This is a genomic window from Psychrobacter sp. CLB018 (assembly GCF_041222815.1).
GTDB classification, from domain to species: Bacteria; Pseudomonadota; Gammaproteobacteria; order Pseudomonadales; family Moraxellaceae; genus Psychrobacter; species Psychrobacter faecalis.
Genome location: NZ_CP166085.1, coordinates 2,838,315 through 2,856,908 on the forward strand (window position 1 = coordinate 2,838,315; position 18,594 = coordinate 2,856,908).

Annotated in this window: 14 protein-coding genes, 2 tRNA genes and 3 rRNA genes; 6 read left to right on the plus strand and 13 right to left on the minus strand. The window is 45.1% G+C overall.

The window, feature by feature from the left end; translation table 11 throughout:
- The first annotated feature begins 17 nt into the window (after nt 1-17).
- Nucleotides 18-563, plus strand: a complete 546-nt coding sequence (locus AB8P72_RS12065) for a hypothetical protein (protein WP_068406951.1) — start codon at nt 18-20, stop codon at nt 561-563.
- On the opposite strand, the gene AB8P72_RS12070 is transcribed toward AB8P72_RS12065, so the two are convergent.
- The 10 genes from AB8P72_RS12070 to AB8P72_RS12115 all read right to left on the minus strand — a co-directional run bounded on the left by AB8P72_RS12070 (nt 560) and on the right by AB8P72_RS12115 (nt 10,333).
- The gene (locus AB8P72_RS12070) at nt 560-1,165 is read right to left on the minus strand and encodes a rhomboid family intramembrane serine protease (protein ID WP_068406948.1); all 606 of its coding nucleotides are present in this window, start codon (nt 1,163-1,165) and stop codon (nt 560-562) included. The two genes, AB8P72_RS12065 and AB8P72_RS12070, sit on opposite strands and share 4 nt — an antisense overlap.
- 41 nt (nt 1,166-1,206) lie before the next feature.
- Nucleotides 1,207-2,262 carry a 5'-nucleotidase gene (locus AB8P72_RS12075; RefSeq protein WP_068406945.1) on the minus strand — a complete coding sequence of 352 codons (1,056 nt, stop codon included), beginning with the start codon at nt 2,260-2,262 and terminating at the stop codon, nt 1,207-1,209.
- Nucleotides 2,263-2,459: 197 nt separating this feature from the next.
- A complete protein-coding gene (locus tag AB8P72_RS12080; protein WP_369957700.1) occupies nt 2,460-2,981 on the minus strand; it encodes an IS630 family transposase in 522 nt (173 codons plus the stop codon).
- 29 nt (nt 2,982-3,010) lie between these two features.
- Complete coding sequence (locus AB8P72_RS12085; RefSeq protein ID WP_369957802.1) at nt 3,011-3,502, minus strand: winged helix-turn-helix domain-containing protein; 492 nt, start codon at nt 3,500-3,502, stop codon at nt 3,011-3,013.
- 96 nt (nt 3,503-3,598) lie between these two features.
- Nucleotides 3,599-3,713: ribosomal RNA gene (gene rrf / locus AB8P72_RS12090) — 5S ribosomal RNA — on the minus strand.
- 118 nt (nt 3,714-3,831) lie between these two features.
- A 23S ribosomal RNA gene (locus AB8P72_RS12095) occupies nt 3,832-6,693 on the minus strand.
- A gap of 355 nt (nt 6,694-7,048) precedes the next feature.
- Nucleotides 7,049-7,124: transfer RNA gene (locus tag AB8P72_RS12100), tRNA-Ala, on the minus strand.
- Between the two features lie 9 nt (nt 7,125-7,133).
- Nucleotides 7,134-7,210: transfer RNA gene (locus AB8P72_RS12105), tRNA-Ile, on the minus strand.
- A gap of 76 nt (nt 7,211-7,286) precedes the next feature.
- Nucleotides 7,287-8,825 (minus strand): 16S ribosomal RNA (locus AB8P72_RS12110).
- The 16S, 23S and 5S rRNA genes sit together here with 2 tRNA genes alongside, the layout of an rRNA operon.
- An 809-nt stretch (nt 8,826-9,634) precedes the next feature.
- A complete protein-coding gene (locus AB8P72_RS12115) occupies nt 9,635-10,333 on the minus strand; it encodes a DNA glycosylase (RefSeq protein WP_068403759.1) in 699 nt (232 codons plus the stop codon).
- Between the two features lie 270 nt (nt 10,334-10,603).
- Between AB8P72_RS12115 and upp the strand changes: the two genes are divergently transcribed.
- Nucleotides 10,604-11,251: a uracil phosphoribosyltransferase gene (gene upp / locus AB8P72_RS12120; protein WP_068403656.1), complete on the plus strand. Its 648-nt coding sequence runs from the start codon at nt 10,604-10,606 to the stop codon at nt 11,249-11,251.
- Nucleotides 11,252-11,327: 76 nt separating this feature from the next.
- Nucleotides 11,328-12,080, plus strand: a complete 753-nt coding sequence (locus AB8P72_RS12125; RefSeq protein ID WP_068403658.1) for an SDR family NAD(P)-dependent oxidoreductase — start codon at nt 11,328-11,330, stop codon at nt 12,078-12,080.
- A gap of 24 nt (nt 12,081-12,104) precedes the next feature.
- Here AB8P72_RS12125 and AB8P72_RS12130 read toward each other — a convergent pair whose 3' ends face one another.
- From AB8P72_RS12130 to tyrS, 3 genes are all read right to left on the minus strand, one after another.
- Nucleotides 12,105-12,761, minus strand: coding sequence for a hypothetical protein (locus AB8P72_RS12130; protein WP_068403661.1), 657 nt, complete (start codon nt 12,759-12,761; stop codon nt 12,105-12,107).
- 203 nt (nt 12,762-12,964) lie between these two features.
- Complete coding sequence (locus tag AB8P72_RS12135) at nt 12,965-13,195, minus strand: DUF1653 domain-containing protein (protein ID WP_068403663.1); 231 nt, start codon at nt 13,193-13,195, stop codon at nt 12,965-12,967.
- Between the two features lie 136 nt (nt 13,196-13,331).
- Nucleotides 13,332-14,543: a tyrosine--tRNA ligase gene (tyrS, locus tag AB8P72_RS12140; protein WP_068403761.1), complete on the minus strand. Its 1,212-nt coding sequence runs from the start codon at nt 14,541-14,543 to the stop codon at nt 13,332-13,334.
- 119 nt (nt 14,544-14,662) lie between these two features.
- Between tyrS and AB8P72_RS12145 the strand changes: the two genes are divergently transcribed.
- The 3 genes from AB8P72_RS12145 to AB8P72_RS12155 all read left to right on the plus strand — a co-directional run bounded on the left by AB8P72_RS12145 (nt 14,663) and on the right by AB8P72_RS12155 (nt 18,542).
- Nucleotides 14,663-16,033, plus strand: coding sequence for an anhydro-N-acetylmuramic acid kinase (locus AB8P72_RS12145; protein WP_198328985.1), 1,371 nt, complete (start codon nt 14,663-14,665; stop codon nt 16,031-16,033).
- A gap of 106 nt (nt 16,034-16,139) precedes the next feature.
- The gene (gene fabF, locus AB8P72_RS12150; RefSeq protein ID WP_369957803.1) at nt 16,140-17,525 is read left to right on the plus strand and encodes a beta-ketoacyl-ACP synthase II; all 1,386 of its coding nucleotides are present in this window, start codon (nt 16,140-16,142) and stop codon (nt 17,523-17,525) included.
- 150 nt (nt 17,526-17,675) lie between these two features.
- A complete protein-coding gene (locus tag AB8P72_RS12155; protein WP_369957804.1) occupies nt 17,676-18,542 on the plus strand; it encodes a hypothetical protein in 867 nt (288 codons plus the stop codon).
- The last annotated feature ends 52 nt before the right edge of the window (nt 18,543-18,594 follow it).

An 18,594-nucleotide genomic window follows, 5' to 3' on the forward strand; every position in this document is an offset into this window, starting at 1 on the left:
CGTTAAGGAAAAATCTTATGCTTTTTGAGTTTATCGCCACCATAGCTGCTGGATTTGGTATGGCTGGGATAGCACTAATCATAACTCATCTCAGCAAACTGGCAGGGAAAAAAGCCCCAAGATGGCTGATTCCATTATTTGGGGCGATTGGTATTTTTGGCTTTCAAATCAGCCAAGAATATAGCTGGTTCGAGCAGCAAACTGCGCAACTACCTGAAGGCGTGCATGTGGTGAAAAAAGTTGAACAGAGCACTTGGTTTCGTCCTTGGTCATATATCAAGCCACAAACCTTTCGTTTTATTGCCGCAGACAGTGGGCACGCACGCGCCAATGCCGATAATCCAGATGTTTATTTGGTGAATTTATATTTGTTTGAGCGACGTCGAAGTGTGCAGCAAGTACCGCAAGTTATTGACTGTGCTGCCCCTGCCCGCGCCGATTATGTATTGCAAGAAAAGGATAGTAAGCTGAGCATTGATGAGCATGTGAAGCAAACCACTAAATGGCGGCCGTTAGAAAAAAATGATCCGTTATATATCAACGTTTGTATCAATAAAAGTTAATAACGCATATTGATACTGGTATAAGCATGCTTCGAGTTTGCCCCCAATAATAAGCCGGCGCATAGTCCGCCAAAATGCGCCGCCAATGAGATACCTTGCTGTGGCATTAAACCTTGTTTGATGGTCAACCAGTAACCAGTTCCCATGACAATGCAAGCAAGCAGATAACCCCAGCGCCGCGCAAATAACGCTCCGCCTATCATATAACCCAGCATCGCAAAACAAAGCCCCGACGCGCCGATATGAATCGACAACGGCGAACCGATAATCCAAGTCGCCAATCCTGACGCCACGATCAATTTAATTACGGTACGATAAGCATTATTTTCAAATAGTCCGAACAAAAATAAAATTTGTAATAACGTCAACGTATTACCAAGTAAGTGAGAAAAGTTGCCATGCATCGTCCATGACGCAAACACCCCAATCATACTACCTAAGTCTAACGCCCGTGGCACAATCCCAAAGATATTCCATAGCCCGAAAAGCAGCGTTTCATTGAGAAAAAACATGCCCCACATCGGTATAAGAACAAACGCATATAAGCCAAAAACTTGCTTAATTCTGCGTGTTATTAAGCTAAATAATTGCTGCCACTTCATAACAAACCTTATCTTTTAAACCTTTGAATGTTATTAAAACCCTATTGCTCGCTCACAGAAGACCGTGGGCTTTTTACAGGTTTAAATGACAATGATGAGGTGTCTTTTTCTGCCGTTAATACACTCTTGGCATGCAGCAAAGAGGTCGAATGATAAGGAACCAACGCCGTTGGCATAAAATCACGCGCCGCATCAATATGTTTGACCGAATCATCAAAGAAGATATGTGGCGCAAAGGTTTTTAATACAGCCGTCTTTTCAAGTCCGCCCAAAAAAAATGCCATATCGAGATCGACACCCCAATCACGTAGCGTTTTAATAGCACGCAAGTCGGCAGGGGCATTTCGAGCCGTAACCAAAGCGATCTTCATAGGAGACGTATGCAATCTTGCAGGCAAACGCTCCTGCATTTTTGACAGCTTAATCAACAGCTCGGCATAAGGGCCTTTTTCTATGGGCAAGTCACGCATCTTGGCTTCACGCTCATGAAAAGCGCGCAAGCCTTTTTGCTTATAAAGCAGCTCACCTGAATCATCAAATAACACCGCATCACCATCAAAAGCAATACGTAGCTGCTGCGTATCAAGCTCATAAGTATTGACCGGAGTGGCATCCAATATCGCACAAGCACAAATATTGGCATCTGCTACCTGCTGCGCATCATCACGATTGGTGGTCAAAAACAAATCCACATTAAAATCTTTAATATAAGGTGCAATAGGGCTTCCAGAGATAAATGCCGAGCGCGAAATGGTTAAGCCACGCTCACGAATCGCGTTGAGCACTTGAATACCCGTATCCGGACTACTTTTTGAGACAATCACCACTTCAACCAGCGGTGTATCAATACCTGAACTCTGCCCTTCACAATCATGGCAATAGTTATTTAAATTTAGCAACGCTTTGATAAGCGGATAACCGGCACCGATGCTGAGCGGATCGTTTTCACGTTCAGCCATATAATCGCGGAATTCTTTAATCGCTTCGTGAGGTCGCTGTTGCAATAACGCTACCAGATGATTTTCGGATTCTGATAAATCAAATAAAGCCGTCGCTGATATCGCAACAATTAAGGTATTGGTAAAATCTACAGCCATATTTTTCTACTTAATGTTTTTTAAGAATGAAAATGAATAAATTGAATTTTACTATATAGTCAGAGCACTTTTAAACCGCTACAGTGTTACCCGCCCTGGATGTATTCAATGTACTATCTGCGGTCGGTCGCCTTGTAGCGATTCTAGAATTCCTTGACTATAACTTCAGATAAGTAAAGTTATACCAAACCCGACAATTAAAGTTGTGCCCAAGCACGAGCAGTTAACGACCGAATTCTTTGTGGCTGTTTAAGCAAATTATTCCAAGCCAAGCAAGTGGCATCGACAATAGCCTCATAACTGTCATAACAACGATTAGATAGCTCATTTTGCTTAAGGTACTGCCATACTCTCTCAGAGGGATTAAGCTCAGGTGAATAAGGCGGTAGTTTAAGCGTAGTGACATTAGCCTGATTCAAGCTTGGTTGATGCCATAATGCGCCGTCCATCACCACCACCGCATGACGTCCTTTTGGTACGGCTTTACTAATCTCTTGCATATGCAATAACATAGTATGTTTATTCACTGAAGGCAGTACTAAGCCGATAGCCTTCTTTGTCGCTGGACAAAAGGCACCAAACAGATAAGCGGAATGAAACTGTTGCTGTTTGATCAGTCGAGGTCGCCCACCGCGATAGTGCCAAACTCTGGTCAATGAGCCTTGTTGTCCTATTCGAGTTTCATCTTGAAACCAGGTGTCCACTTGATCTAAGCTCACATCAGTAGGCAGTGACGCCTTAACCTGTGCTATAAAGTTTTTTTAAAAGCGTCTTGAGCTTGTATGTCGGCTTTTGGATGCTGACTACGAGCACTTATCCAACTCATATCAATACGCTTGAGTAGCTCGTAGATACCGTTAACGGTGTAGTGAGCGTTGTAGTGTTCTTTAGCCAATTGCTGAATGTCTTTGCCTGTTAGACGACCGCCAGCGCGCTTTTCTTGTTCAGAGACTATCATGGCTTTAAAAGCGGCTATGTCTGCTTCTGCCAATTTGCTGTGACGACCTCGACGATGACGATCGTAGAGACTCTCAAGTCCTCGTTCATAATATCGCTTCAATGTCCGTCTGGCAGTTTCAGGATGTATGCAGAGGTCTTTAGCAATATCGTTAGTGGCTTTGCCTATACTATATTGGTATAAGATGAGCAGGCGTAGTCGGGCTCTGGGATTGCGCTCAGTCTTTGAGTGTTTGCCAAAGTCATGGTCTTCTAGGTTATGTATTGGGTTTGGTATAAGCATTGATTAGAGTAGGCAAGCGATATTTTTTTATATAAACCCCGCAGCCAAAAGAAAACCCCCTTAGCAATTAAGCTAAGGGGGTTTTCAGGAATAGAGAGCTGACGATGACCTACTCTCACATGGCCGGAGCCACACTACCATTGGCGCGATGATGTTTCACTTCTGAGTTCGGGAAGGGATCAGGTGGTACCATCATGCTATTGTCGTCAGCAAAGGGGGTTAGATATGAGTCTGTGTGTTTAATGACTAGTGTCATCTTAATCCAACTGAACCAAGGATTAAGGTGATATCGAAATAATTAGACTTGATACAAACCACTTGGGTGTTGTATGGTCAAGCCAAACGAGCAATTAGTACAGGTTAGCTACACACATCGCTGTGCTTCCACACCCTGCCTATCAACGTCCTAGTCTTGAACGGCTCTTTAGGGAAATCTAATCTTGAGGTGGGCTTCCCGCTTAGATGCTTTCAGCGGTTATCCCATCCGAACGTAGCTACCGGGCAATGCCATTGGCATGACAACCCGAACACCAGTGGTTCGTCCACTCTGGTCCTCTCGTACTAGGAGCAGATCCTCTCAAATTTCCAACGCCCACGGTAGATAGGGACCGAACTGTCTCACGACGTTCTAAACCCAGCTCGCGTACCTCTTTAAATGGCGAACAGCCATACCCTTAGGACCTGCTTCAGCCCTAGGATGAGATGAGCCGACATCGAGGTGCCAAACACCGCCGTCGATATGAACTCTTGGGCGGTATCAGCCTGTTATCCCCAGAGTACCTTTTATCCGTTGAGCGATGGCCCTTCCATACAGAACCACCGGATCACTAAGACCTACTTTCGTACCTGCTCGACTTGTGGGTCTCGCAGTTAAGCGCGCTTTTGCCTTTATACTCTATGAACGATTTCCGACCGTTCTGAGCGCACCTTCGTACTCCTCCGTTACTCTTTAGGAGGAGACCGCCCCAGTCAAACTACCCACCATACATTGTCCTCGGTATTGTTATACCTGAGTTAGAACCCCGACATGACCAGGGTGGTATTTCAAGGATGGCTCCACCAAGACTAGCGTCTCGGCTTCAAAGCCTCCCACCTATCCTGCACAAGTCAGGTCAAAGTTCAATGTAAAGCTGTAGTAAAGGTTCACGGGGTCTTTCCGTCTAGCCGCGGGTACACAGCATCTTCACTGCGATTTCGATTTCACTGAGTCTCTGCTGGAGACAGCGCTGCCATCATTATGTCATTCGTGCAGGTCGGAACTTACCCGACAAGGAATTTCGCTACCTTAGGACCGTTATAGTTACGGCCGCCGTTTACTGGGGCTTCGATCAAGAGCTTCGCTTACGCTAACCCCATCAATTAACCTTCCAGCACCGGGCAGACATCACACCCTATACGTCCACTTTCGTGTTTGCAGAGTGCTGTGTTTTTAATAAACAGTTGCAGCAGCCTGGTATCTGCGACTGCCAACAGCTCAAGGAGCAAGTCCTATCACCATCGGCAGCGTACCTTCTCCCGAAGTTACGGTACCATTTTGCCTAGTTCCTTCAGCAGAGTTCTCTCAAGCGCCTTGGTATTCTCTACCTGATCACCTGTGTCGGTTTAGGGTACGATTCGTTTATAACTATTGCTTAGAAGCTTTTCCTGGAAGCATGGTATTTGCCACTTCACGGTACAAGTACCGCTTGCTATCAGATCTCAGCCGTATTACAGTCCGGATTTGCCTAAACTGTAAGCCTACATCCTTTCACCTGGACAACCAACGCCAGGCTGACATAACCTACTCCGTCCCTCCATCGCATTATAAACAAGTATCGGAATATTAACCGATTTCCCATCGACTACGCCTTTCGGCCTCGCCTTAGGGGTCGACTCACCCAGCCCCGATTAACGTTGGACTGGAACCCTTGATCTTCCGGCGTGCGAGCTTTTCACTCGCATTATCGTTACTCACGTCAGCATTCGCTCTTGTGATACCTCCAGCATGCTTTACAACACACCTTCACAGGCTTACACAACGCTCCCCTACCACTTGAAAACAAATTCAAATCCGCAGCTTCGGCTCCTAGTTTGAGCCCCGTTACATCTTCCGCGCGGGCCGACTCGACTAGTGAGCTATTACGCTTTCTTTAAAGGATGGCTGCTTCTAAGCCAACCTCCTAGCTGTCTATGCCTTCCCACCTCGTTTCCCACTTAACTAGGAATTTGGGGCCTTAGCTGGCGGTCTGGGTTGTTTCCCTCTCCACAATGGACGTTAGCACCCACTGTGTGTCTCCCGGATATCACTCATCGGTATTCGGAGTTTGCATCGGTTTGGTAAGTCGGTATGACCCCCTAGCCGAAACAGTGCTCTACCCCCAATGGTGTTCGTCCGAGGCGCTACCTAAATAGCTTTCGGGGAGAACCAGCTATCACCGAGTTTGATTAGCCTTTCACCCCTATCCACAAGTCATCCCCTGGCTTTTCAACGACAGTGGGTTCGGTCCTCCGGTGCCTGTTACGGCACTTTCAACCTGCTCATGGATAGATCACTCGGTTTCGGGTCTATACCCTGCAACTAATCGCCCTATTAAGACTCGGTTTCCCTACGGCTCCCCTAAACGGTTAACCTTGCTACAGAATATAAGTCGCTGACCCATTATACAAAAGGTACGCGGTCACCCTAATAAATTAAGGCTCCCACTGCTTGTACGCACACGGTTTCAGGTTCTATTTCACTCCCCTCACAGGGGTTCTTTTCGCCTTTCCCTCACGGTACTGGTTCACTATCGGTCAGTCAGGAGTATTTAGCCTTGGAGGATGGTCCCCCCATCTTCAAACAGGATTTCTCGTGCCCCGCTCTACTTAATATGTTAACGCTAATGTTTCGAATACAGGACTATCACCTACTACGGTCAGCTTTCCCACGCTGTTCTTCTACATTAGCATTAATCGGCTTCTCCCCGTTCGCTCGCCGCTACTAGGGGAATCTCAATTGATGTCTATTCCTAAGGGTACTGAGATGTTTCACTTCCCCTCGTTCGCCTCTTATATAAATATAAGATAGCTAGCTTATGCTAGCTGGGTTTCCCCATTCAGAAATCTCCGGATCACAGGATATTGCCGCCTCCCCGAAGCTTATCGCAGGCTGTCACGTCTTTCATCGCCTCTGACTGCCAAGGCATCCACCATGTGCGCTTCATTACTTGACCATACAACCCCAAGTAGTCTTTCGACTTCAAAGTGTCATACAATCTAATTATGATAACGATATCACCTATGTTTACGCTTGATTCAGTTCTCTTTATTTTTTTAAGAAATCCTCTTTGGGATAACAAACAATGTCGTTAAAAGAGGATTTCTTAAGGTTAGAGTGTCGCGTGAACACGCCACTCTAACCCAGACTCATATCTATGTTTTTAAATAGTTCTTACTCTCTCGTCGAGTAGTAAGTTTCCGTATAAAACAGAAAGAAGTAATCAGATAATATATTGCTATATTGGAATCACTTGTTTCTGTTTGATACCTATTTTATTTATTAGCATTCAAAGCTTACTGCGTTTATAGTGGTGGAGCCAAACGGAGTCGAACCGTTGACCTCCTGCGTGCAAGGCAGGCGCTCTACCAACTGAGCTATGGCCCCATATATAAATGGTGGGTCTAAGTGGACTTGAACCACTGACCCCCGCGTTATCAACACGGTGCTCTAACCAGCTGAGCTACAGACCCAAATTACGCTTGTATAAACGTAAGCTTAAACTAAAGAACAACTTGTTGTGAATTCTTGCTGACCGAATGCTGTCTATAAGGAGGTGATCCAGCCGCAGGTTCCCCTACGGCTACCTTGTTACGACTTCACCCCAGTCATCAACCACACCGTGGTGAGCGCCATCCTAAAAGGTTAGGCTACCCACTTCTGGTGCAATCAACTCCCATGGTGTGACGGGCGGTGTGTACAAGGCCCGGGAACGTATTCACCGCGGCATTCTGATCCGCGATTACTAGCGATTCCTACTTCATGGAGTCGAGTTGCAGACTCCAATCTGGACTACGATAGGCTTTTTGAGATTCGCATCACATCGCTGTGTAGCTGCCCTCTGTACCTACCATTGTAGCACGTGTGTAGCCCTGGTCGTAAGGGCCATGATGACTTGACGTCGTCCCCGCCTTCCTCCAGTTTGTCACTGGCAGTATCCTTAGAGTTCCCGGCCAAACCGCTGGTAACTAAGGACAAGGGTTGCGCTCGTTGCGGGACTTAACCCAACATCTCACGACACGAGCTGACGACAGCCATGCAGCACCTGTATTCTAATTCCCGAAGGCACTCCCGCATCTCTGCAGGATTCTAGATATGTCAAGACCAGGTAAGGTTCTTCGCGTTGCATCGAATTAAACCACATGCTCCACCGCTTGTGCGGGCCCCCGTCAATTCATTTGAGTTTTAACCTTGCGGCCGTACTCCCCAGGCGGTCTACTTATTGCGTTAGCTGCGTCACTAAGTCCTCAAGGGACCCAACGACTAGTAGACATCGTTTACGGCGTGGACTACCAGGGTATCTAATCCTGTTTGCTACCCACGCTTTCGAACCTCAGTGTCAGTATGATGCCAGAAGGCTGCCTTCGCCATCGGTATTCCTCCAGATCTCTACGCATTTCACCGCTACACCTGGAATTCTACCTTCCTCTCACCTACTCTAGCCTAACAGTATCAGATGCCGTTCCCAGGTTAAGCCCGGGGCTTTCACATCTGACTTATCAAGCCACCTACGCTCGCTTTACGCCCAGTAATTCCGATTAACGCTTGCACCCTCTGTATTACCGCGGCTGCTGGCACAGAGTTAGCCGGTGCTTATTCTGCAGCTAATGTCATCGTCTATGGGTATTAACCATAGAGTCTTCTTCACTGCTTAAAGTGCTTTACAACCAAAAGGCCTTCTTCACACACGCGGCATGGCTGGATCAGGGTTGCCCCCATTGTCCAATATTCCCCACTGCTGCCTCCCGTAGGAGTCCGGGCCGTGTCTCAGTCCCGGTGTGGCTGATCATCCTCTCAGACCAGCTACAGATCGTCGCCATGGTAGGCCTTTACCCCACCATCTAGCTAATCCGACTTAGGCTCATCTAATAGCGAGAGCAACAAGTTGCCCCCTTTCTCCCGTAGGTCGTATGCGGTATTAATTCGAGTTTCCCCGAGCTATCCCCCACTACTAGGTAGATTCCTAAGTATTACTCACCCGTCCGCCGCTCGTCAGCGAGAAGCAAGCTTCTCCTGTTACCGCTCGACTTGCATGTGTTAAGCCTGCCGCCAGCGTTCAATCTGAGCCATGATCAAACTCTTCAGTTTAATCTTGCATGAAGTCCTTTAAAGAGACTCCGAAACTTGGCTCATTTAATCTGGCAATTACGCTCTCGTATGTTTCATATAATGAATTAACTTTGAGTTTTCTTGCTGTCTTAAATGATAATTTTTATAGTTAGAATGACTCCCGAAAAGAGAGTAAAACCAACTTTATTTTTTAGCATTCTGAATCAGCAAAAATCCACACAAGTTGTTCTTTAGTTATGCTTTTAAATAGTGTCAAGCTACTGTCGTCCAGTAACTGATATATAGGGTTTTTCTCTTTGCTAGTCAGTTTAAGCTAAGAACTTATCCTATCTAGCGAGCCGACTATCATATCATAATGATTTGGTTTGTCAAGCTTTTTTATAATTTGTTTCAATGGGTTAGCCAGGTTTGTTATATGTAATTGACATATAAGTTGTTCCGGTTCTCCCTAATGAGGTGCGTATTATAGACGCTTATTTTAATTAGTCAAGAAGTTATTTTTATTTAGTTTGAAAACTTTATCAGCCTACGTAAAAGTAGTTTGATGTGTTCTTTCTCGCTAATGGGTGTTTATTCAGTATCAAAGCTCTTTGTAAACGCCCTTCCCTTTCGACTGGGTGGCATTATACGCGCTTTTAGTAGGGGGTCAAGGGGGTTTATCCGCTATTTTAACGATTATCTGACCTTGTCATTAATACTGTTTATTTATCAGTCAGTTAGGGTTAAAAATAATTTTACCTTTATCATAGACTGCATTTTCTGCTTAAAATCGCTTATTTCTTCTATATGGAAGCTGTCTATATAATCCTCTTTTATACATAACGCTTTTATAGTTTACCTATCTTTTTAAAGAAATCCTTATAAGCAGCGACTTTTTTATCTAACGCTAAAGGATAGGCGCGTGACGTTGAAGGCAACCTATATAAGGTAAGACTATTTACATTGGATTTTTTATTATTATCATTTTGCCATTTATAAGGGTAATCCATGCTTTGGTTGGTCTTAGGGTATTTTGATTTGGCAGGTGGCTCGGATAATAAACTAAGCAGCACCTCAGTGGCTTTACCGCCGGTGGTAAATAAGGTTTCAACCTTTGGCACTTGTGGCAAGATAATATCTAAATCAACGGGGGTGACAACGGTGAGGTTTTTGTCCGAGGCATTACCTGTTTCCCGAATAGCTTGAGTAACGGTAGGACAAGAGGCAATGCCGCGCTCGAACATAAAGGCACGAATACGCTCAGGGTCAAAACGCTTTTCATCGCCTACTCTAAAATAATCAATGTCATCAAAGAATACGCTGCCATAGATACGCCACATATCATTATAAAAGTTCGGATAGTGAAAGCGCATTGCCCATTTATCAGCAGTCGGTGGAAAAGTACCCATCATCATCACCGTAGCATCGGGCGGTAATACTGGACCAAAGGGATGGGTTTCTACTTCTGCGGTGCGCGCTTCGGGCAATAACGAGTTGGTATCCAATTTATCAGTATTATCATGGGTATGGGATGGTTGTGTAGTCATAAGATTCTTCATCAGAAAAGCAGTTTTTTTGTTATCATAGCAAGCCTAAACACTACTTCATTTGTTAGGGCGTTATCATAGTCGAACATAGTTTGCTTAAATAAAACTAACCTTGTTATAAATGCCTTTGGCTTACTTTTTTATTAAAGCATTAAGCTTACTATTGATGGTCTAGGTATAGGGTTGAAGTGCAGTAAGTGTTTGTATCTTTATTACTAATAGCAACCGCAGTAACTGCGCAAGCATCAGCGAAAAATCAAGAGAGACCTTATGAATGACTTAAAAATCACCGTTATTGATCACCCGTTAGTCCGTCATAAACTCAGCCTTATGCGTGAAAAAGACTGTAGCACCTATAAATTTCGCACCCTAACCAAAGAGCTTGCGCGCTTGATGGCGTATGAAGCGAGCCGTGACTTTGAAATCGAAAGCTTCCCGATGCAAGGCTGGTGTGGTGAAATCACTGGTGAGCAAATTTCGGGCAAAACTGTGACTATTGTCCCTATTTTGCGTGCTGGTATCGGTATGCTCGACGGCGTGCTCGATTTAATCCCAACGGCGAAAATCTCTGTCGTCGGTTTACAGCGCGACGAAGAAACCTTGCAGCCTGTGCCGTTTTTTGAAAAATTTGTCAGCCACATGGACAAACGCCCAGCCCTTATCATTGACCCAATGTTAGCGACTGGCGGCTCAATGGTTGCAACCATCGAGATGCTAAAGAAAAATGGCTGTACTAATATCAAGGCATTGGTCTTGGTTGCCGCGCCTGAAGGCGTGCGTTTGGTGAATGAAGCCCATCCTGATGTGACCATTTATACTGCCGCACTCGACAGCCATTTAGACGAGCATGGCTATATCATTCCCGGTCTTGGCGATGCGGGCGATAAAATCTTTGGTAAGCAGTTATTTAACAAGTAAGACAACGCCTTTAAACCAAAACAAGCTATCGTCATAAAAATTATGAAGCACGCAACATCAATGATAAGGATATAAGATGAACGTATTGATTACAGGGGCAAGCGCCGGTTTCGGTAAAGCATTAGCTGAGCGTTTGGTTGCCAATGGTCATCGCGTGATTGGCTGTGCCAGACGCTTAGATAAGCTAAACGCTTTGGCAAATACGTTGGGCGAAGCATTTTTACCTGTGGTCATGGATGTCAGTGACACGGCGTCTATTCCACAAATCATTGCTGACTTGCCGGCTGACTTTAGTCAAATCGATGTCTTGGTGAATAACGCTGGACTGGCACTTGGCACCGAGCCTGCGCACAACGCCAGTCTTGATGATTGGATGCGTATGATTGATACCAATGTTAAAGGTTTGATGGCGTTGACTCATGCTGTCTTGCCAGCCATGGTCGCACGCGATAGCGGTTATATTATTAATGTTGGTTCAATTGCGGGCAGTTGGCCTTATTTTGGTGGTAACGTCTATGGTGCGACCAAAGCCTTTGTCAAACAATTTAGCTTAAATCTGCGGGCGGACTTACTCGGTACGCAAGTGCGCGTGACCAATCTTGAACCGGGTAATGTGGCGGGCACTGAATTTTCAAACGTGCGCTATCATGGCGATGACGAGAAAGCCGCTCAAGTTTATGATGGCTTTAAAACCATGACCGGTGACGATATTGGCGATATCTTGTTATGGCTGATTGAATCGCCTGCCCATATTAACGTCAATCGTTTAGAAGTGATGCCGGTTGCGCAAACCTACAACGGTCTAACGATTGCTAAGCAAGACTCTTAAAGGTTTAGCCGACCATTCGGTTTATTAACGTAATTCATAAGACCGAAGCAATATAGTCGCATCTATGTTGCTTCTTTTTTTGGCCATGACATTCTCTTCATTGACCAAGCGCAATTCCTGAAAATCCAAAATCAATACCTCATTACGCGTGCGCTCGCTGGTACGTTTATTATGACGTATCGGAAATCCTAAAACTTGCTTACCTTTAATTACTATCTGATTGATAATCATGGTCGGATTATTCATAGTAGATTTTGCACTTAACTGTTGAGCATCAATAATCGCGGTGGCAGGATTGAGCGTTGTGATTAACACCTTTGTCTGGCGCACGCTTTTTGCTAAATCCCCTGCAAAAAAGAATACTTGCTCTATTGGTAAACACTGGGCGTGGCGCATAAGCTCGCGGCGAAATAACGCTGGCATATCGGTATTAAAACTGTCTTCTGTTTGTCGATAAAACGCCGTAAAATTACGGTGTAGATAGCGACCAAAGACGCTGCTATTTATCCAATCTTGATAAACATCATTGGCTAATAATTGCTTTGTAAATGCTTCGGCATCTGGCATATTTTCTGTCATGAGCATGGCTAGCAATAGCGCGCGCGGATTGGTAAATATTTGCTGCTGCCAGCTTTGTGGATATAAGCTGCTATCAAGCAATGCTAAAGTTAACTTGCCCATCGGCTAACATCCTTATTAAACAGTGAAACTATTATTTAGTACATATAGTATCTATTATATACGTTTCCTATTACAGTCATTTGCTATCGAATAGCAGCACAGATTGTGTGCTTGGATTCATTTGATCGCCTTACTCATATAAAAAAAGCGACCTTAAAAGACGCTTTTTATTTGAGCAATGAGTTTTAAGTATTTTTAAAGCCTTAATCAGCTAAGGCTTTAATCAGCTCAAATCTCGGTATTTCTTTACCATCAACTTCAACCGTTTCAGTAAACATCGCTAATGGTCGTACCCACACGCCATACTCACCGTATAGGCAGCGGTAAACGACTAGCGCTTCTTCGGTTTCTGAATGCTGCGCGGTATGCAAAACTTGGTAAAGACTGCCTTTATAATGGCGGTAAATGCCTTGGCAAACCGTTTTTTCTGTCATGATTAAATCCTCATTTATATCTTAAGTACACGAGCTAAATACTGTCGCAGTAAATTCATAACGCAAAATAAATAAGGTCAACAATCAATATCGACCTTATCTTTAATGATTACCTGAATTATTGAAACTAGTCAATTTAAGCAACTGTCACTTTTGCATAAGCCTTTTTACCTGCTTGGATAACGACTGTCTGACCAGACGTTAAACTAAAGCCTGCATCGACCACTTCGCCATCTACTTTTACCGCGCCGCGTTTAATCATATCTTTAGCCGATGAGCTATTTTTGGCAAGCTCTGCTTGGTTTAGGATTTGCGTGATAAATAATGCGTCCTGCCCTTCTAACTCTAACGTCACTTCTGGTAAATCGACTGGCAATTCGCCATCAGCCAATACGTTACCTGCTGATTTATGCGCATTAGCAGCAGCATCCGCATCATGGAAGCGTTCAATCAATTCTTCAGCAAGAATACGTTTGATTTCTTGTGGGTTGCGACCGTTTTCCATCTCTGCCATTAACGCTTCGACTTCTTCCATCGGCTTAAAGCTTAAAAATTCAAAGTAGCGACGAATTAAGGTATCTGGCATCGACAGCAGTTTTTGGTACATGGTGCCCGGCGCATCGTAAATACCGACGTAGTTGCCGAGTGACTTAGACATTTTATTAACGCCGTCCAGCCCTTCTAAGATTGGCACGGTGATACAAACTTGTGGCTCTTGCCCATAACGACCTTGCAAAGTACGTCCCATTAAGATATTAAAGGTTTGGTCCGTACCGCCAAGCTCGACGTCGGCTTTTAGCGCGATAGAGTCATAGCCTTGCACCAATGGGTATAAAAACTCATGGATAGCAATTGGCGTTTGCGCCGCATAGCGTTTAGAGAAATCATCACGCTCAAGCATGCGTGAAACGGTCAACTGGCTAGAAAGCTGAATCATATCGCCCGCTGACATGTCTTTAAACCATTCAGAGTTAAAGACAATCTTGGTTTTTTCTTTATCCAAAATCTTAAAGACTTGTTCCGCATAAGTCTGCGCGTTGACTTTGATTTGCTCATCGGTCAACGGCGGGCGTGTGCTGTTTTTGCCAGATGGATCACCAATCTTGGCGGTATAATCACCGATTAGGAAATAAATCTCATGACCCAAGTCTTGAAAATGCTTCAGCTTATTAATCAGCACGGTATGACCTAAATGTAAGTCAGGCGCGGTGGGATCAAAGCCTGCCTTGATACGCAGCGGGCGATTCAGTTTTAACTTTTTAACCAAATCGTCTTCCGATAGGATTTCTTGCGTACCGCGCTGAATCAGGGCAAGTTGTTCTTCTAGGGTGTAAGTTTGGGTGGTCATGATGCTCTCTTTATTGTCTTTATTTAAAGGGTAACGCGTTTGGGCCAATTAGAATTTCGTAGCCCGTAAAAGATGTTAGAATTTGAGAGATATACTAGCGTTTTTTAAGGTAAATTGCCATGACCAACCCTGCATCGATTGCTGATACTAATGATAATACTGATTCAACTATCAATTATGACGATAATTTAAATAACACTTTGGACAAAACTTTAGATGACGATTTGAATTATGCCACCTTGACCGATGCGCTTGAGCAAACGGTATTTGAAAACTTCGATGATGGCTTATATATCGGCATGATGTCTGGCACCAGCTTGGATGGTATGGATGCGGTACTTTGTCAATTCGGTGGTGAAGAAAACATCCAACAACCGCTACGGCTATTAGCGTCTATTAGCCAAGATTTTCCGCCACGCCTGCGTGAGGTGTTATTGGCACTTTGTCAGCCAAATGGTGTGCAAGAATTAACCTCGACAATGGGCGAACCAAGCAGCGAATTAGACTGGTTTGGCTGGGCAAGTAAGGAATATGCTGAATTTGCCAGCGACGTGGTCAATAATCTATTGCAGCAGTCCAATACCGATGTAGAGTCGGTGCTAGCGATTGGCTGCCATGGTCAAACGGTGCGCCATCGTCCGCAAATGGGATTTAGTTTGCAACTGCTCGATGCCAATATCATCGCCGAGCGTACTGGTATTAGCGTGGTCAGCGACTTTCGCCGCCGCGATATGGCCGTCGGTGGTCAAGGCGCGCCCTTAGTACCTGCCTTTCATCAAGCATTATTTGCCATGCCTGATAGCACGCGAGTGTTATTAAACTTGGGCGGTATTGCCAATATCACCGTCTTACCAGCCAATGACAGCTCTATTAATGCTAATGATGCTGTTGTTAATAATAGCTCGGTGATTGGTTATGATACCGGCCCTGCCAATTTATTACTCGATGCGTGGACGGCATTGCATACGGATAAAGATTATGATGCTGGTGGCGCATGGGCGCAGTCAGGACAAGTCGTTGAGCCGTTACTTAATCAACTGATAGAGCATCCATTTTTTGCGCGAACCTATCCGAAAAGCACAGGGCGTGAAGACTTTAACTTAGCGTGGCTACAAAGCGAGCTGCAAAAATTTGACCAAGCCTCTGCCCATATTCGCTATTCGTCAGCTGATGTGCAGGCAACATTGACCGAGCTGACGGCGATGAGTGCCAGTATGCAAATCAATATGTTTATTAAGGCAAATGAAAACAGCTCGGTTTATGTCTGCGGTGGCGGTGCCTTAAATGATTACTTGATGACTCGCTTGCAGGCGCATTTACCTCACTGCAAAGTAGAAACTACGGCCAGCTTAGGGCTGAACCCCGCTTGGGTCGAAGCCGTTGCCTTTGCATGGTTGGCACGGCAAACCCTAATGGGAGAAACTGGTAACTTGCCAGCGGTCACTGGCGCAAGTAAAGGCGTGGTATTGGGTCAAGTTTGTTTTGCTTAATAAGCCTCTAATTGTTTAAATTTTAGTTTACATACGTGCACTAATGTGTTTTATAATGACGGTTAAAATACCTTCTTTTTAGGATCGCACGTACAGGATATATCGCATGAGCCAATATAGCAGTTCACCAAACGCGCAAGCCGCCGACTCTAATGCTGCCACTATCCAGCAAACTCTGCGTCAAAAGCCGCCCCATTATGAACGCCCAGATGAGATGCGTGTGGTGGTGACGGGTATGGGTGCGGTGACACCTTTAGGATTAGACGTCGCAAGCTCGTGGACGCGTCTACTTAATGGCGAGAGCGGTATCGCGCCCATTACTCATTTTGATGCAACCGACTATCGGGCGCAAATTGCGGGTGTGGTCAAGGATTTTGACGCCAAGCAATATATGAATGCTAAAGACGCGCGCCGCTATGATGAATTTATGCATTATGCCGTTGCAGCTTCGGCTATGGCGTTAAAAGACGCGGGTTTTATCGATGAAGTTAGCGCAGCTGATACACCTGTACAAGATGTCGAGCAAGAGCGCTTTGGCGTAATATTAGGGTCAGGCATTGGCGGTATCCAAACCATTGAAAACAGCCGTGATACCCTACGTGACAAAGGCGCTATGAAGGTTTCGCCCTTTATCATTCCAGGTTCTATCGTTAATATGGCTGCAGGTTTGGTCGCTATTAAGCATACTTTACAAGGCCCAAACCTGGCGACCTCGACTGCTTGTACCACCGCGACCCACGCTATCGGACTTGCTGCGCGCTTGATTGCCTATGGCGATGCCGATGTGATGCTGGCAGGTGGTAGTGAAAAAGGCTCGAGCCCGCTTGGAATGTCAGGTTTTGGGGCGATGCATGCCCTCTCAACTCGTAATGATGAGCCAACCAAAGCCTCGCGTCCGTTTGATAAAGAGCGTGATGGCTTTGTACTCGGTGATGGCGCGGGTGTCGTCGTCCTTGAAAGCCTTGCCCATGCTAAAGCGCGCGGCGCAACGATACTTGCTGAGCTGGTTGGCTTTGGGATGAGTGACGATGCCAGCCACATTACCGCACCACCAGAAGATGGTAGCGGTGCGGCTCGCGCCATGCGCAACGCACTAAACGATGCCGGTATTGAGCCTGCCGCGGTTGGCTACGTCAATGCCCACGGTACCAGTACGCCTGCTGGTGATGTTGCCGAATCCATTGCGATTGAAACCGTTTTTGCGCCCGTTAAAGACAGCATTTTGGTCAGCTCGACCAAATCGATGACCGGTCATTTATTGGGTGCCGCTGGTGGTATCGAGGCTATCTTTACTGTGCTTGCCCTGCAACATCAGCAGGTACCGCCGACCATTAACTTAGATAATGTTGAAGACAACTGCAATCTCGATTACGTGGCCAACCAATCACGTAAAGTTGATAATCTGCAATATGCAGTCTCCAATAGCTTTGGTTTTGGTGGCACCAATGGGTCGCTTATATTCGCTCGTTGGCCGGTGCAACCATCAAGCTAAAACGCCTAAAACAACGTTAAAAACGCTAAATAAATGTTAAAAAACTATTATTTTAGCCGTTGTAACCTTGGTGTCAGATTTGCTACGTTTGACCACTTGCAGCCCCTTATCGTACTTGCGTATGATAAGGGGTAATTTTATGCAACATTTATGGAAGATACCATGTCAAGCTACTCATTTTCCCATCAGTTTTATCAGCGCTGGACGTGTGCGCCAGACCCTGTACGCGCCTCTATCATCCAAGAACTTACCGATATCACCACCCTCTTACAACACGACACGCCATTTGAAACCTTTGTTTTTAGCACTCATGACTTAGACGCCCATCTTGATAATCTTTATGAAAATCATGAAGCTGAACAAGCGATTGCCAAAGCCATTGCCGAAAAACAAGCGCAAGAGCGAGCGGCTGCCGAAAAAGAGCGTTTAGAAGAAGAAGAACGTGTAGAAAAAGAACGTGTAGAAAAAGAAAAACAGGCAAAAGCAGTAGCAGACGCTAAGCAGAAAGAAGAAGCATTAGAGGCAGCAGCGGCGAAACAAGAGCAACAGCACGATGAGCAGCTAGATCATAAACGAGCTACCAGTGTTGATGACAATGATAGTAGTAAAAATATTACTAGTAAAAATGACACTGACGCAGTAGAAAAACTGGAAGCTACTAAAACAGATGCTACGAAAACTACTGCTGATACTGACACTGATAAAAAATCCATTCAAGAAACTGCCAATGTGGTAAATGGCGCAAACGATCATAATATGAAAACCGTTATCGATAAAGCTGTTTCAGACGCCGCTATTCCTTTGTCTTTAAAAGATACTAAACTTGGCGCGAGTCACCCAGAATTAATTCGCGAGCTTGAGATGCATGTCGATGACTATTTAAGCGAGCAAATGATGCAAATTTCTGAGAATTTAAAATCTTGGTTACGGGCCGAATTGGCACAGCATTTAACCGAACCTGATACCACCACTACTATTAAAAGTAATGAAAATATCGCCAAGAAAAACATTCATTAGCTATAAAAAACCTGATTTAAATTAGGAGTTTCTTCGTATAACTAGAGATTAA

Coding starts and splice junctions, on each gene's coding strand:
- AB8P72_RS12065 (WP_068406951.1), top strand. CDS start 18: ATGCTTTTTGAGTTTATCGCCACCATAGCTGCTGGATTTGGTATGGCT.
- AB8P72_RS12070 (WP_068406948.1), bottom strand. CDS start 1,165: ATGAAGTGGCAGCAATTATTTAGCTTAATAACACGCAGAATTAAGCAA.
- AB8P72_RS12075 (WP_068406945.1), bottom strand. CDS start 2,262: ATGGCTGTAGATTTTACCAATACCTTAATTGTTGCGATATCAGCGACG.
- AB8P72_RS12085 (WP_369957802.1), bottom strand. CDS start 3,502: ATGCTTATACCAAACCCAATACATAACCTAGAAGACCATGACTTTGGC.
- AB8P72_RS12115 (WP_068403759.1), bottom strand. CDS start 10,333: ATGACTACACAACCATCCCATACCCATGATAATACTGATAAATTGGAT.
- upp (WP_068403656.1), top strand. CDS start 10,604: ATGAATGACTTAAAAATCACCGTTATTGATCACCCGTTAGTCCGTCAT.
- AB8P72_RS12125 (WP_068403658.1), top strand. CDS start 11,328: ATGAACGTATTGATTACAGGGGCAAGCGCCGGTTTCGGTAAAGCATTA.
- AB8P72_RS12130 (WP_068403661.1), bottom strand. CDS start 12,761: ATGGGCAAGTTAACTTTAGCATTGCTTGATAGCAGCTTATATCCACAA.
- AB8P72_RS12135 (WP_068403663.1), bottom strand. CDS start 13,195: ATGACAGAAAAAACGGTTTGCCAAGGCATTTACCGCCATTATAAAGGC.
- tyrS (WP_068403761.1), bottom strand. CDS start 14,543: ATGACCACCCAAACTTACACCCTAGAAGAACAACTTGCCCTGATTCAG.
- AB8P72_RS12145 (WP_198328985.1), top strand. CDS start 14,663: ATGACCAACCCTGCATCGATTGCTGATACTAATGATAATACTGATTCA.
- fabF (WP_369957803.1), top strand. CDS start 16,140: ATGAGCCAATATAGCAGTTCACCAAACGCGCAAGCCGCCGACTCTAAT.
- AB8P72_RS12155 (WP_369957804.1), top strand. CDS start 17,676: ATGGAAGATACCATGTCAAGCTACTCATTTTCCCATCAGTTTTATCAG.